Raw genomic sequence first — 12685 nt, 5'->3', positions numbered from 1 at the left:
GCTCTCGTGAACATCGGCTTCGGCACGATGGTGCCCCGAAGGGAGAGTGGGTACCGCTGTGGATGGCCATCCGGCAGGCCGGATAGGGCAGGTGGTCACCCTCCCGTCGTATGGAGGGGAACGACATTGTCCGGCACCTCTTCCGGGGGCTTCCCTGCTCTCCTGCCTTGATGGGTGAGGACGGCGTTCGCGAGGGCGAGTTGAGTGACTTGGTGCCGGAGCGCGATGATTTCGGCCTTCTGCGCGGCAACGGTTTCCTTCAGGTCGGACACGGTCTTGCGGAGCCGCTTTTCCGATTCCGGGGGTTGCTTCGTCTCGGTGCGGACGCGTTCGTAGAACTCGGCCTTCAGGTCCGCATGGCGCTTCTGGAGGGCCATGCGGTGAACACCGGCCTCGGCCGCGAGAGCGACGACGGTCAGTGCGCCGTCGGAGGCTGTGGGCTGGCCGGTGAGTAGCCGGTCCATGGCGGCACGGATGCGTGTCCGCTCGTCGGTGGATTGCTCGGTCACGACAGGTCCTCGGCAGGTTGGGCGGTGGCGTGGTGGGTGTCAGCGGTGGCACGGTATTGCTCAGCGGCGATGCGCAGGCGCCTGGCCAGCGGCTGAGGGGCGTGGGCCGCGAGTTGGTTCATGCGGTTGGTCTCTTGCAGCAGCTCGTTTGCGTGGCTGTCGAGGCGGACGGCGTTCCCGCATCCGGGGCGGCAGTCGAACTGGTTCGGGGCGGTTGCGTCGGTGCCTGGTTCGCAGAGCGCGTTGTCGCGCTTGAAGACGCAGATCAGCGAAGCGTCCGGGTTGTCGAAGAGGACCAGGCCGTCGCGGGCCAGGTAGTCGGCGGCCTGTTTGGCGAACTTCTGGGTGACGGTACGGCCCTCGAATCGTGGCGCCTGGACCGCGGCAGTGAGGGCTCGTCGGGCGGCAGGCCCGGAAATCTTCTCGCCGGCGGCGAGACGGTCCCGCAGCCGCGCGGCGGTGTCAGCAGCGGCCAGGGCGGTCTCGACGTCGAGGACGCTGTGGATGCCGCGGCGGCTTCGGCTGCCGTAGCCGCTGGACGTACGGGCGTTGAGGACGGTACGCATGTGGCCGTACTGGATCGCGAGCGCGACGAGCCCGCCCGGTCTGCGGGCGATGTGCCACGCCAGGGTGCGGCGGAACCGTCCGAGCCCGATGGTGCCGTGAGGGTCCTGGGGGACGCCTTGGTCCTGCAATCCATGGGATTCGGTCTCCCGGTTGATCCAGGCGATGAAGTCCTCGATCCGCTGGTTCATGCTGCTGTTCTTCAAGGCGCCACCGCGCTGGCGGCCGCGGGCAAAATCGTGATGGGCGGAACTGAAGAGCAGTTCGCCCTCGGGGACCATGCGTTCAAGGACTCGGATCGCGCGGACGACCGGGGTGATGGCGACCCAGGGGAACTCCCGTTCCTCGCCGGCCGAGACGTGCTGGCCGTCGTCGTTGGTGACGTTCTTGTAGTGGTGACTGCGGATGAGGTGGCGGCTGCCGTCCTCGGGGTCGGGGCAGCAGCCGGACCGCAGACCTTGTACTTCCTGCGGTCGCATACCGGTCAGATAGAGGCAGACGATCATCGCGGCGGTGGCCAACTGCCTCATCAAGGTCGAGACCTCGTTGAAGTCGAGGTGCTCGCGCCAGGGCCTGCCGTTGATCTGCCCGGTCACGGCTACCGGGAGCGGGCAGGGACCTGGCTGCAGCGTGCTGAGCTCATGGCGTTGTCGAAAGCCACTGACCTGGTTGACGCTGCAGCCGACGGTGGCCGCGATGAATGTAGCGGCCAGGACAGCCTTGCCGCGCCACTCGGTGGTCGGCAGGCCCGTGCCCGCGGCGAGTCGGGGCAAGAGGTAGTCATCAAGCGCGGCCAGTCCTGCGGGCGAGCTCGGGTTGGTGATGGCCAACTGCTGCATGCGGCGCCATTCCACCCAGGCGGCCAGGATGTCGTTCGCGAGGTCGTCGACCATGCGGATCGCCCACATCAGTAGCGGGCCCACCACGCTTGGATCCAGCGGCTCGGTTGTGTTCTCGCCGGTGTCCTGCGGGGTGGAGGATGGCAGATAGTCGTCGACGCCTTCCCGTTCCCAAGGTGGTTGCGTGACGCCGATGGGCTGAGTGCAGAGCTGGTCGAATGCCCACAGATCGGTGAGGCGACTCAGAGCTTCCTCAGCGTGGTGCCGGGTCGGATTGGTGCGGAAGCGGTCCGTGACGTATGCAGTCCAGTGGTCGTCGGTGCAGCCACGCAGATCTTTGACGCCAGCGGTGTACAGCCAGCGGCCGAGCCGCATCCACTCGTAGCAGGTTTCCCGCATCTCATTGGCGGAGCCTCTGGCACGGGCCCGAATCCCTCGGCTCCGGAGGTAGGTGGGTCGCAGCTGGCCGTTCAACAGAATCCAGGTCACCTGCTTGATCTGCCCCGTCATCGAATCAGGGCAGTTCCTCCAGTGGATCTTGATCAGGCTGGCGCCTGGACGGTCGATGAGCGGCCCGAGCGGCCAGACCGGCTCCTGGTAACGACCGTTGGGGTTGGCGTTTCCGGAGCTGATCCACCGAGGAAGGACGACCGGGCTGTCCGGGGTGGGGATCGACAGCAGATAAGGGTCGCTCTCCGAGGCAAGAGGGAGGCTCATGAGGCAAGTTGTCCCTTCATCAGGAGATCGACCAGGGTGCGATCGGTGTCGCTGGCCCGCACTCGAGCGGCAGCCCAGGACGGGCGGCCAACCATCTCCGCCAGGTCGTCGAGCCGCTGCCAGTGCTCGTACCAGCGCTGGTGCCATCTGTGTTCAGGCATCGCCGACCGCAGGCCCTGGATGTGTTCGTGAAGGAGGGCGAGGCGGGGGTGGTGACCTGGGTGGACGTGTGCGTTGGGGCAGGCGAGGCAGAGCAGGAAGTCGGCTCCGCAACCGCCGCCCGGGGCAGGCCACGCGGTGGTGGTCTCGTCCGCGCAATTCGCGGTCGCGGTCTGCCCATGGGCCGGGTCCTGCTTCTGAGTGAGATGGCCGCCGAAGAAGATCTTCTTCGCTTGGTCGAGAGCTTCGAGAGCGCCCTCCTCGAAGCTCTGCTGCGAGGCTTGCCGGACCTTCTGGTCGGGCAGCACGTACACGCTCTCGTGGGTTCCCTGAGTGTGCTGAAGAGGCTTGCCCTCACGGGTCACCGTCGTGCGTCGGATCTGGCGGAAGGGCGAGCCGCTCAGCTTGTGTTCACTGGCCCAGGACTTCCCGTCAACACCCGAGACACCGAAAACGAGCGGGCCGACAATCGGAGGACGGTCCATGTCTCTGCGGCCGCCCTTCTGACGAACCGCGCGGGCTGTCATCAACAGGTCTGTTCCCGGAGCAAGTTGCGCAGCCAGAAGTCGTCCATGAAGCGTGGCCTGCAGTGCCTGCGTGATCAATCGACCTGGCGAGTCGGCCCCGGAGTCGGTGATGTTCTCCGTGGAGAACCAGCGGCCGTTGCCGGCCCGGCGCTTCTCGACCTGTACTTGGTAGGTCACGTTCATGGTCTCCGCGACCGACGGAGCCCTGGTCGGGGCCGGCATACGGTCATAGACGGAGAGATTCCAGCCGAAGCGGTCGGTCAGCAGGACGGCCAAGGCCGTTAGCTCCGACGGGGTCAAGAACAGCCGGCCCCATGTGTGCTCGCTGTCGCGGCCGCCGAGCAATCCGCGGTTGGTGATGGCCTGCCTACCGCTCGGCAACTGCGTACGTGGTACGTCTCCGACGCGAGCGACATGGTCCAGGGCTTCCCCGAGTCGCCAGTCACGACTACCGTCGGCCAGGGCCCCCGTCCTCCACTGCTCCAACAGATCGGTGTTCTCCCGGATCCTGAGCCAGGCGGCCCGGAACTGACGGCCTGCTGCCAGCAGTACGTGATCACGTTCCGCCTCGTCGTAGGACTTCCTGACAGGCTTCGGTGCGGGAACGCGACGGGCCAGCTCCTCCGCGACCGGCCCTTCGCTCAACCGAGGGTCGCTGCGGAGCATCCGATGGACCACCCGCAGCGTGGTGCGCCCAGTGTTCGTGCTGATGTTCCGCAGCCGCCAGCGCTTGAGCGTCGCCGCATCCAGGCCGGTCAGATCCTCGGGAGGGGTGTCGAGACCGGAGATGAACTCGGCGAACACCTTCAGCCGGTTCCAGGCAGCTGTGGCGCTGTAGTGGCTGGTCCACTTCGCCCGCTGGGCAGCGAACACCGTTGCCAGAGAGCGCTGCATCGGCTCCGGGACGGGCAGGTCGGAGAAGATGAAGTCCTTCCTGTGGCCAGCCTTGTTGACGATGGTGACCACCAGTCCGTCTGCGGCGAGCGCTGGTTCAGTGGTGAAGTCGGTCGGCGGCAGGACCGCCCGACGCCCGCGGCGGCTCATCGGCCGGCCACCGGCAGCCGGTCGACGATGACGTCGATGTCCTGGATCCCGGCCGACTCCTTCGCGAGTCGCGCGAACACGCCGTCGATGTCCTCGACCTTGCGGTCGGATTCGTCGGCCTCGGCCGTCGCCAGGATCGACTCCAGCTGCAGGTGCGCGACGGGAGCCAGGTAATGACGCTTGGTCGTCTCAACGTCCGCGTGCCCGAGGAGGGTCTTGACCAGCCACCAGGGATCACCGAACAGCATCGCGAAATCCCGGCGATCCGCCGCGGTCAATCCGAAGCGTGCCTCCATCAGCTGGTTCAGCACGATGAGCATGTACAGCGCGAAGGAGTGACGCGTGGAGTGCGGGGTCGCGTAAGGCGTCCGGCCCCGGACCTCTGCGGCTCGGAGGTTCCGGCTCACCTCCCGCTCGGCGGGGGTCAACAGAACCTCTTCGCAGCGCAGGTTCGCCGTGGTGAACACCGTGTTCCAACGGTCGGGAAGCATCGGCAAGCCCTGCTCGGTCAGCCACAGCCACGCAGGTTCCGGCCCCTCCGGGCCCTCGATGAACAGCCACTGCCGTTCCCGCCAGCCCAGATGAGTCAAGTACTGATGGCCCTCGACACCATCCCGGTCGACCCAGAAGACTCTCGGTGCCCGGCCGCGGGTCACCTTCGTGACCAGGCGCATCTGCTCAACCCGCTCGTAGCGGCCCATCTGCTGAGCGCGCTTCACCGCCCAAGCGCGCTCCGACTGCACATAGGTTTCGACCTGTCGCAGGGCATCCAGCGAGGTGTAGAAGGTACGGCCGTTCTTCGATCGGGTCACTGCCCCGGCGAGCTGGCCGTGCTGGTAGCGCCCGTGCTGCAACCGCTGAGCGGGCAGCTCGAACGCCAGGAGGGACCCCCCTTCCTGCCGCCGAAGCCCCGAACTCAAGATGAACTGCACAAACGAGGTGTTACGGGCCTCGGTCCGCGCATCCCATCCCCAACTCGGCACCCCGTCCCGGCCGTGACCGCGCAGGCCGACGTCCGACCACAAGCTCCACGTGCGCGGTGTCAGCCACGACACCCGAGCACTGACCGAGTCAGCGGCACGGTCCTCCCGCCGGGACGCGTCCACCGGCCGCGGGCTCACCCTCGCCCACTTGAACAGACGGGTGAAGGCGGCGGCCTCACGGTTCCATTTCGACCCGCCGATTCGCTCGGGATTCTGTGGAGCATCACAGCGCCAGGTCCTGTAGTTCAGCAGGTCCTGCTCGGAGGCCCGGCGCCAGTCGATCCCGCGCGAAGACAGGAAGGTCAGGAGGATCCGAACGTCCGTGGCGTAGTTCCGCTTCGTCTCCCGTGCAAGGAAGCGGAAGTGCTTTGAGAGAACGAACTCCAACAGGTCGCAGTCGATGGTGAAATCTGGAGCGATGAAGACAGGATCACCCGGCATCAAACCGATCCGCTCGACCGCCACCGGAAGGTCCTTGACCCCCAACCCTCCCGCTTCAGGAAGCGTCCCCCACCGGCCCGGGTCAGGCACCCACACCACACGCCACTCACTCACACTCGCCCCTTCCCTGATGCTTGAACACATCTAATCATCAGGGAAATGGTGGCACTTCAGCTACGGAGACCGGTACTGGGCGCTCAGCGCCAGCCGGCCGGCAGCCGTCTACGGCCCGCGCGACCGTACCTGAGCGACAGGCACCGGATCACCGCGCGACCGGGCCGTCGGCCGCGTCGCGCCGAGGAGCGGCCCGCCGCGGTGAGAACGCGAGGAGCAGGCCGCCGGTGGCCGGATGGGTCAGATGCGTGCAGGTGACTCCGAAGACGGTCCGGACCAGCTCGGGGGTGAGGACCTCCGCGGGCGGGCCGCCCGCGACGATCCGCCCGCGGTGCAGGACGTAGAGCCGGTCGCAGTAGGTGGCCGCGAGGTTGAGGTCGTGCAGCACACACAGCGTCGCCCGCCCCAGATCGCGTACGAGCTCCAGGAGTTCGAGCGCCGCGTACACATCGAGATGGTTGGTCGGTTCGTCGAGGAGAAGCAGCGGGCTTTCCTGCGCGAGCGCGCGGGCCACCAGGGCCCGCTGCCGCTCGCCGCCGGACAGGGTGGAGAGCCTGCGGCTGCGGTGGTCCGCCAGGCGGACCCGTTCCAGCGCGGCGGTGATCGGCCCGTCCCCACGGCCGATGGTCGACTCGAAGGTCCGCAGCCACGGTCCGCGCCCCATGGCCACGACCTCCTCCACGGTGAAGTCGAAGTTCGGAGTGCTGTCCTGGGCGACGAGCGCGGCACGCCGGGCGACCTCGCGCTGGCCGAGCGTCGTCACGTCGTCGCCGGAGAGCGCGACGCGGCCGGCGAACGGGTCGAGCGCGCGGTAGACCGTACGCAACAGCGTGGTCTTGCCGCTGCCGTTGGGGCCGACGAGGCCGACGCGTTCGCCGTCCTCGACGGTGAGATCGCAGTCGGCGACGATCGGGACGGAACCGATCCGGACGCCGACGCCGGACAGGGAAAGTCTCATGACGCCTCCGAGCGTCGCAGCAGCCACAGGAAGACCGGCGCGCCGAGCACGGCGGTGACGATGCCGACGGGCAGTTCCTCGGGGCGGACGAGAACACGGCAGAGCACATCGACGACGACGAGGTAGATCGCGCCGACCAGCATGGCGATGGGGAGCAGCCGGCGGTGGTCCGGGCCGACGACCAGGCGTACGAGATGGGGAACGATCAGTCCCACGAAGCCGATTCCGCCGGACACGGCGACCAGGACGCCGGTCAGGAGGGAGGCGGTGACCAGGAGGCGGATGCGGACGCGGTGCACGGAGACCCCGAGCGAGAGCGCCGCGTCGTCACCGGCCGCGAGTGCGTTGAGTGTCCGGGTCCGCAGCATCAGGTGGACGCCGACGACCAGCACGGCCGCGGCGGGCAGCGCCAGGTTGGTCCACGACGACTCCGACAGGGAGCCCAGCAGCCAGAACAGCACCGAGTGCGCGGCGTCCGCGTTGCCGCTGCGGAAGATGACGAAGCTGGTGGCGCCGCTGAACAGATAGGAGAGCGTCACCCCGGCGAGGATCAGCCGGCTCGGGATGACCCGGCCGGCGCGGCGCGAGAGGGCGAGCACCGCGGTCATCGCGACGAGCGCTCCGACGAAGGCCGCGGCCGATGTCGACAGACCGGCCACCGCCGCCGACCCGAGGGTGATCGCGACGGAGGCCATCAGCCCGGCGCCGGCGGAGACGCCGAGCACATAGGGGTCGGCGAGCGGATTGCGGACGGTCGCCTGCAGCGTGACACCGACGACGGCGAGCCCGGCGCCGACGGCGGCGGCCAGCAGCACACGCGGCAGCCGCAGGTTCCACACGATCTGGTCGTCCATGACACTCGCGGAGGTCCCGGTGCCGATCAGGTGGCCGCCGATGACCTCGGTGACGGTCTCCAGCCGCACACCGACGGATCCCACCGACACGGCCACGCAGACCGTGACGAGGAGGAGGGCGGACAGCAGCGGTGCGACGACGAGGAGGGAGACGGACCGGCCGCCGCGCCGTGGAGTTGGCCGGCTGCCGCCCCGCGAGGGCCCTGCGTCACCGGTGACGGTGGGGGCGGGTGATTGCTTGTGCATCGCGGACCTCACTGGGAGCGGGACGTGCTCGGGTGCAGGAAGCTCGCTATCTCGGTGACGCCCGCCACCGGCCGCGTACTGCCGCGCGCCCCGGTCCTGGCCGCGTCGATCACGAGGACCCGGCCCTCCTTGACCGCGTCCACGGTGGGGAACGTGCGGTTCAGGAACGCGACCGCGTCGTTGCGGCCCTTCGTCGTCGCCGTGAAGTTGTCGACGATGATGGCCCGGGGGTTGCGGGCGACGATCTGTTCGGCGCTGACCGGGGCGAACTGCCCCGGCAGATCGGCGAAGACGTTCTTCCCGCCCGCCCGTTCGAGCACGTCGTTGGCGAGGCCTCCGGTGGTCACATAGAGCTGACCGGCGACCTGGGAGATCTCGGCGACCTCGCTCCTGGGCTGCTGCGCGGTCCGCCGGCGTACGTCGTCGAGGCTGCCGCGCAGCTCGTCCCGCAACGCCTTCGCGCGCGCCTCCACGCCGAAGACCGTGCCGAGCCGGCCGATGTCGGCGTCGAGCGCGTCGAGCCCGGAGGTATCCGCGCTCAGGTCCGCCGCACAGCCGCCGCCGACCACATAGGTGGCGATGCCCAGCTTCTTCAGCTCGGCGATGCTCGGACTGCCCAGCTTGCCGGAGACCTTCTCGACCTGATCGGTGATCAGGAGATCGGGCTCGGCCGCGATCAGTGCCTCGACGCTCGGATTGCGCGTCCCGAGGCTCGGCAGCATCGCGAGGCGCTCCTTCAGCTCGGGCGCGGGGGCGGACTCACCGCGGGTCTTGGCGACGATCCGGTCGCCGACGTCCAGCGCGAACAGAGTGTCGGCGATGGCGTCCGTGGTGATCGCCACGCGCTTCGGGGCCCGGTCGAGCTCGACGGTGCGACTACAGGACTCGAAGGTGATTCCGCTCGCCCCGCTCTCCTTGCGCGGGCCCGTGTCGGCGCCTGAGCACGCGGTCGCTCCGAGCGCCGTGAGCGCGACGAGGGCGCTGAACGCGGCCCGGGTCCGGTGCGGAGCGGCACGTGGTCCGCGGCCGGCCGACGGGTGGTCGAAGTGCGGCTGGAACATGAAGAGGCGTTCCCTTCGGTGACGGTCATGAGGGGTGTCTCCGGACACTGTGCACATTATTGAATGAGCCTCAGTCGCCATGTTAGGGTACCCTAATGAAACCTTCGACATCGCAGACTCCGGGGCTGGCGGGACCCGGCGCGTTACTGCGCCTGCTCGCTCCGATCCGGACCCAACTCGTCATCTGCGCGGTTCTGTCGAGCCTGAGTGCGGCGGCGGGCATCGTGCCCTACATCGCGGTTGCCGAGATCGCCCGGCTCATGCTCGACAACCCCGCGGAGTCGCACACCGCCATCTGGACCTGGGTCGGCATCGGCGCCGCGGGCGGGGGCGCCTGGCTCGTCCTGTTCGTCCAGTCCTCCCGGGTGGGGCACTACGCGGACGCGGCGATCCTGCATGACCTGCGCGTGCAGATCGTGACGCACCTGGGCAGACTGCCGCTCGGCTGGTTCCGCGCCGCGGGCTCGGGCAAGGTCAAGCGAGCGATGACGGGTGACCTGGAGGAGATGCACGAGGTCATCGCGCACGCCCTGGGGCAGTTGGTCGGGGCGACCACCGTGATGGTCGTCGCGACGGGCTATCTGCTCCTCGTCGACGTGCGCATGGCGTTCGTCGTGCTGGGCGTACTGCTCCTGATGGGGATCTTCTTCCGTATCTCGATGCGGTCCATGACGACCCATATGAACCGGCTGGTCGCCGCCGACGCGCGGATCAGCGCCGCCGGCGTCGAGTACGCCGACGGAATCCAGGTGGTGAAGACGTTCGGCACCGGGGGCCGGGTGCTGCGCCGCTTCGACGACGCCGTGGACGAGCACACCCAGGCGTTCGCGGCCTGGGTCGCCGAGGTGCGCCACAGCTCCGCGGCCTCGCGGCTGTTCGGCTCGGAGATGGCCGTCCTGACCGCCGTGGCGGCCGCCGGCCTGTTCCTCGTCGACAGCGGGTCGCTCGGCGTCGCGGACCTGGTGGCGTTCCTGGTGGTCGCCATCGGACTGCCCAACTCCATCCTTCCCGCCGTGACCGCCGCCCAGGGGGTGCGCAAGGGCCGGATGGGCGCGGCCAACATCGAGCGGCTGCTGGCCCGTACGCCGCTGCCCGAGCCCGAGCACCCGCGGCTGCCCGGTGGCCACGGCGTCGAGTTCGACCGGGTCTCCTTCTCCTACGACGGGGTGACCAACGCGGTCGAGGAGATCAGCGCCGTCTGTCCGCCGGGCCGGGTGACCGCGATCGTGGGCCCGTCGGGCGCCGGCAAGACGACGCTCGCCAGCCTGCTGCCGCGCTTCTACGAGGTGACGCAGGGGTCGCTCAGGATCGGCGGGGTGGACGTGCGCTCGATCCCGTCCGCGAAGCTGCTGGCGTCGATGTCCCTGGTCTTCCAGGACGTCGCCCTGCTGCGGGACAGCGTGGCGGAGAACATCCGCATCGGCCGGCCAGGAGCGAGCGACGCCGAAGTCCGCGCGGCAGCGGAGGCGGCGCACATCCACGAGGTGATCGAGAGCATGCCCGACGGCTACGACACGCTGCTCGACGCGGGCGGCGGCAGCCTGTCCGGCGGTGAACGCCAGCGGCTGACGATCGCCCGGGCGATCCTCTCCGGGGCGCCGATCGTCGTCCTGGACGAGGCGACAGCCGCGCTGGACGCCGACAGCGAGTCGGCGGTCCAGGAGGCGCTGGCCAACCTCGCGGTGGGCAAGACGGTGATCGTGATCGCCCACCGGCTGCACACCATCGCGGGCGCCGCCCAGATCCTCGTACTGGAGAACGGACGCCTGGTCGAACAGGGCCGCCACGGAGAACTGCTCGCGCGCGACGGGCTGTACGCCCGGATGTGGGCGGCACAGGAAGGGGTGCTCGCGTGATCCGCCGCCTTTACCGGCTCTGGCCCAACCCGAAGCTGCTGGCCCGGCTGTGGCTGCTCACCGCGGGGCAGGCCGTCCTTCAGGGTCTGCTGCTGGCGCTGCTGATCCCGATCCTGGACGCCGTCGTGCGCCCCGAACCGGACGTCGGAGCGGCCACACCGTGGCTGGTGCTCGGCGCGGCCGGCGCGGTGCTGTACGCGGTGCTGAGCATCGTCGCCACCCCGGTGGGCTTCGCGGCGGCGGGCGCGCTCGCGGCGCAGCTGCGGCGGCGGTTGATGCGCCATGTGAGCACGCTGACGCTGGGCTGGTTCACCGCCGAGCACAAGGCCCGGCTCGCACGCGGGGTGACCGCGGACGTGGGCAGCGCCGCGCATCTGGCGGTGACCATCGGCGGCCCCGTGATCACCTCGACCCTGCTGCCCGCGACGGTCGTCGTCGTGACGTTCACGGTCGACTGGCGGATGGCGCTGCTGCTGTGCGCGATCGCGTTGGTCGCCTACATCGCCCTGCAACGGGCCGCGCGGATCTCCGAGATCGCCGAGATCGAGCTGGAGCGGGCGGCGGCCGGGGTCGCCGGCCGGGCGATCGAGCTCGGCCAGGCCCAGCCGGTGCTGCGTGCCGCCGGTCATGCCGCGGGCACGCCCCGGATGCGCGCCGCGCTGGAGGACCACCGCGAGACCTACCGGGAGGGCATGCGCCGCGCGCGGCAGCCGTTCTTCGTCTACACCGGTGTGATCATGGCCGGGTTCGTCGCGGTGCTCGCGCTGACCGCCGAGCTCATGCTCGGCGGACGTATCGACGCCGCCAGGGCGATCGTGCTGCTCGTGCTGGCCGCCCGTTTCCTGGAGCCGCTCGGCAACCTCATCGAACTCATCGGCGCCCTGCGCGCGTTGCGCAACCAGATCGCGCGGATCGAGGAGCTCCTGTCCACCCCCGCGCTGCCGGTTCCGGCCGAGCCGGTGCGCCGGATCGCCGAGGCCGGCGTCGAGTTCGCGAACGTCACCTTCACCTACCCGGGCGGCGACACCCCCGCCCTCAAGGAGGTGTCCCTGCACTGCCGGCCGGGCACCACCACCGCCCTGGTCGGACCGTCGGGGTCCGGGAAGACGACGGCGACCCGGCTCATCGCCCGGTTCTTCGACATCGACTCGGGAGAGCTGCGCGTCGGTGGCGTCGATGTGCGCGAACTCGACCCGGCCACCCTGCTCGACGAGATCGCCATCGTCTTCCAGGACGTCTATCTCTTCGACGACACCATCGAGGACAACCTGCGCCTGGCGCGCCCCGATGCGACCTGGGACGAGCTGAAGGAGGCGGCCACCGCGGCGCGGCTCGACGAGGTGATCGAGCGTCTGCCCGCCGGCTGGGCGACCCGTGTGGGCGAGGGCGGCGCGCAGCTGTCGGGCGGCGAACGTCAGCGCGTCGCGATCGCCCGGGCGATGCTCAAGCGGGCGCGCATCGTCCTCGTCGACGAGGCGAGCTCCGCACTCGACCCGGAGAACGAGGCCGCGATCACCCGGGCCATCGCCAACCTCGGCGGCGACCCCGACCGTACGGTGATCGTGATCGCCCATCGCCCCGCCACTCTGGCCGCCGCGGATCGTGTGGTCGCGCTCGACGCCGGCCGGGTCGTGGAGTCCGGCACGCGTGAGGAACTGCTGCTCACGGGTGGGACGTTCGCGCGGCTGAGCTCACAGTACGAGCGGGCACGTCACTGGCGTATCGCCGAGGTGAACGGCTGACCGGAGATCCGCGTCACCGCACCGCTCCGCTGCCGGCGATCCGCACACCGGGGGTCGTCGGCAGTACGGCA

The 12685-nt window shown here is 69.4% G+C and carries 9 protein-coding genes; 2 read left to right on the top strand and 7 right to left on the bottom strand.

Annotation, left to right across the window (positions count from 1 at the left end; genetic code table 11):
* Positions 1-95: 95 nt before the first annotated feature.
* The 7 genes from ACIQPT_RS03030 to ACIQPT_RS03000 all read right to left on the bottom strand — a co-directional run bounded on the left by ACIQPT_RS03030 (position 96) and on the right by ACIQPT_RS03000 (position 9016).
* On the bottom strand, positions 96-509 hold the full coding sequence (locus ACIQPT_RS03030) for a hypothetical protein (RefSeq protein WP_401152054.1): 414 nt from the start codon (positions 507-509) through the stop codon (positions 96-98).
* Positions 506-2629 carry an integrase gene (locus tag ACIQPT_RS03025; protein WP_401152051.1) on the bottom strand — a complete coding sequence of 708 codons (2124 nt, stop codon included), beginning with the start codon at positions 2627-2629 and terminating at the stop codon, positions 506-508. Before ACIQPT_RS03025 ends, ACIQPT_RS03030 begins: the two co-directional genes overlap by 4 nt.
* Positions 2626-4359, bottom strand: coding sequence for a hypothetical protein (locus tag ACIQPT_RS03020; RefSeq protein ID WP_401152049.1), 1734 nt, complete (start codon positions 4357-4359; stop codon positions 2626-2628). The genes ACIQPT_RS03025 and ACIQPT_RS03020 overlap by 4 nt, the downstream gene beginning before the upstream one ends.
* Positions 4356-5927, bottom strand: a complete 1572-nt coding sequence (locus ACIQPT_RS03015; protein ID WP_401152046.1) for a site-specific integrase — start codon at positions 5925-5927, stop codon at positions 4356-4358. The genes ACIQPT_RS03020 and ACIQPT_RS03015 overlap by 4 nt, the downstream gene beginning before the upstream one ends.
* Before the next feature lie 118 nt (positions 5928-6045).
* The gene (locus tag ACIQPT_RS03010) at positions 6046-6855 is read right to left on the bottom strand and encodes an ABC transporter ATP-binding protein (protein WP_401152044.1); all 810 of its coding nucleotides are present in this window, start codon (positions 6853-6855) and stop codon (positions 6046-6048) included.
* A complete protein-coding gene (locus ACIQPT_RS03005; protein ID WP_401152042.1) occupies positions 6852-7955 on the bottom strand; it encodes a FecCD family ABC transporter permease in 1104 nt (367 codons plus the stop codon). Before ACIQPT_RS03005 ends, ACIQPT_RS03010 begins: the two co-directional genes overlap by 4 nt.
* Positions 7956-7963: 8 nt before the next feature.
* Positions 7964-9016: an ABC transporter substrate-binding protein gene (locus ACIQPT_RS03000; protein WP_401152041.1), complete on the bottom strand. Its 1053-nt coding sequence runs from the start codon at positions 9014-9016 to the stop codon at positions 7964-7966.
* Positions 9017-9111: 95 nt separating this feature from the next.
* Here ACIQPT_RS03000 and ACIQPT_RS02995 point away from each other — a divergent pair, with 95 nt between their 5' ends.
* Both ACIQPT_RS02995 and ACIQPT_RS02990 read left to right on the top strand, forming a co-directional pair.
* Positions 9112-10872: an ABC transporter ATP-binding protein gene (locus ACIQPT_RS02995; protein ID WP_401152038.1), complete on the top strand. Its 1761-nt coding sequence runs from the start codon at positions 9112-9114 to the stop codon at positions 10870-10872.
* Entirely contained in the window at positions 10869-12614 is a 1746-nt protein-coding gene (locus tag ACIQPT_RS02990) for an ABC transporter ATP-binding protein (protein ID WP_401152035.1), read from the top strand. Before ACIQPT_RS02995 ends, ACIQPT_RS02990 begins: the two co-directional genes overlap by 4 nt.
* Positions 12615-12685: the final 71 nt, after the last annotated feature.

Source organism: Streptomyces sp. NPDC091289 (assembly GCF_044757365.1).
In the GTDB taxonomy this organism is placed as follows: Bacteria; Actinomycetota; Actinomycetes; order Streptomycetales; family Streptomycetaceae; genus Streptomyces.
The sequence above is the reverse complement of the archived record's forward strand: the minus strand, read 5'-3'. Positions and strand labels throughout refer to the sequence as shown.

Excerpts from the sequence above, each read along its gene's own strand:
- ACIQPT_RS03015 (WP_401152046.1), bottom strand. The coding sequence starts at position 5,927 with ATGTGTTCAAGCATCAGGGAAGGGGCGAGTGTGAGTGAGTGGCGTGTG.
- ACIQPT_RS02995 (WP_401152038.1), top strand. The coding sequence starts at position 9,112 with ATGAAACCTTCGACATCGCAGACTCCGGGGCTGGCGGGACCCGGCGCG.
- ACIQPT_RS03005 (WP_401152042.1), bottom strand. The coding sequence starts at position 7,955 with ATGCACAAGCAATCACCCGCCCCCACCGTCACCGGTGACGCAGGGCCC.
- ACIQPT_RS03025 (WP_401152051.1), bottom strand. The coding sequence starts at position 2,629 with ATGAGCCTCCCTCTTGCCTCGGAGAGCGACCCTTATCTGCTGTCGATC.
- ACIQPT_RS03020 (WP_401152049.1), bottom strand. The coding sequence starts at position 4,359 with ATGAGCCGCCGCGGGCGTCGGGCGGTCCTGCCGCCGACCGACTTCACC.
- ACIQPT_RS03010 (WP_401152044.1), bottom strand. The coding sequence starts at position 6,855 with ATGAGACTTTCCCTGTCCGGCGTCGGCGTCCGGATCGGTTCCGTCCCG.
- ACIQPT_RS03000 (WP_401152041.1), bottom strand. The coding sequence starts at position 9,016 with ATGTTCCAGCCGCACTTCGACCACCCGTCGGCCGGCCGCGGACCACGT.